Here is a 653-nt window from a genome sequence, read left to right as displayed (position 1 = left end):
CATGCCTCGTCGGTATTGAGGCTTGCGCCTCATCGCACTATTGGTCCCGTGAGCTGGAGACATTGGGGCATACGGTGCGGTTGATGCCTCCGGCCTACGTGAAGCCCTACGTCAAGCGGCAGAAGAACGACAGCACCGACGCGGAGGCGATTTGCGAGGCGGTCACGAGACCGAACATGCGGTTCGTGCCGGCCAAGACGGTCGAGCAACAGAGCTGTCTAATGCTTCATCGTGCGCGCCATCTCTTCATCCGCCAGCAGACTGCCGTGATCAATTCAATCCGCGCCTATTTTGCCGAGTTCGGGATCGTCGCCCCTGTCGGGCGCCAGGGTGTCGAGCAGTTGCTGGAAGTCGTCGCCGACACTGATGACCGCCGGCTGCCGGAGGTGGCCCGCGCGTGTCTTGCGGCTCTCGGCAGCCAATTGCGGGCCCTGAAGGCCCAAATCCTGGAGTTCGACCGCCGCATCATCGCCTGGCATCGATCAAATGCGACGAGCAAACGGCTGGACGCGATTCCTGGCGTCGGGCCGGCGCTGGCAACGGCGTTGGTCGCGAGCGTTGCCGATGCCAACGCCTTCCGATCGGGACGGGACTTCTCGGCCTGGGTTGGGCTCGTGCCGAAGCAGAACTCGAGCGGCGGCAAGGACAAGCTT

1 protein-coding gene is annotated in these 653 nt (G+C 63.6%); it reads left to right on the top strand.

Annotated elements, in window-relative coordinates:
• Nucleotides 1–14 precede the first annotated feature (14 nt).
• A partial coding sequence (locus XH80_RS02885) for an IS110 family transposase (RefSeq protein ID WP_271597249.1) occupies nt 15–653 on the top strand: 639 nt, incomplete at its 3' end.

It is taken from the genome of Bradyrhizobium sp. CCBAU 45384 (assembly GCF_028128665.1).
GTDB lineage: Bacteria > Pseudomonadota > Alphaproteobacteria > Rhizobiales > Xanthobacteraceae > Bradyrhizobium > Bradyrhizobium manausense.
The sequence above is the reverse complement of the archived record's forward strand: the minus strand, read 5'-3'. Positions and strand labels throughout refer to the sequence as shown.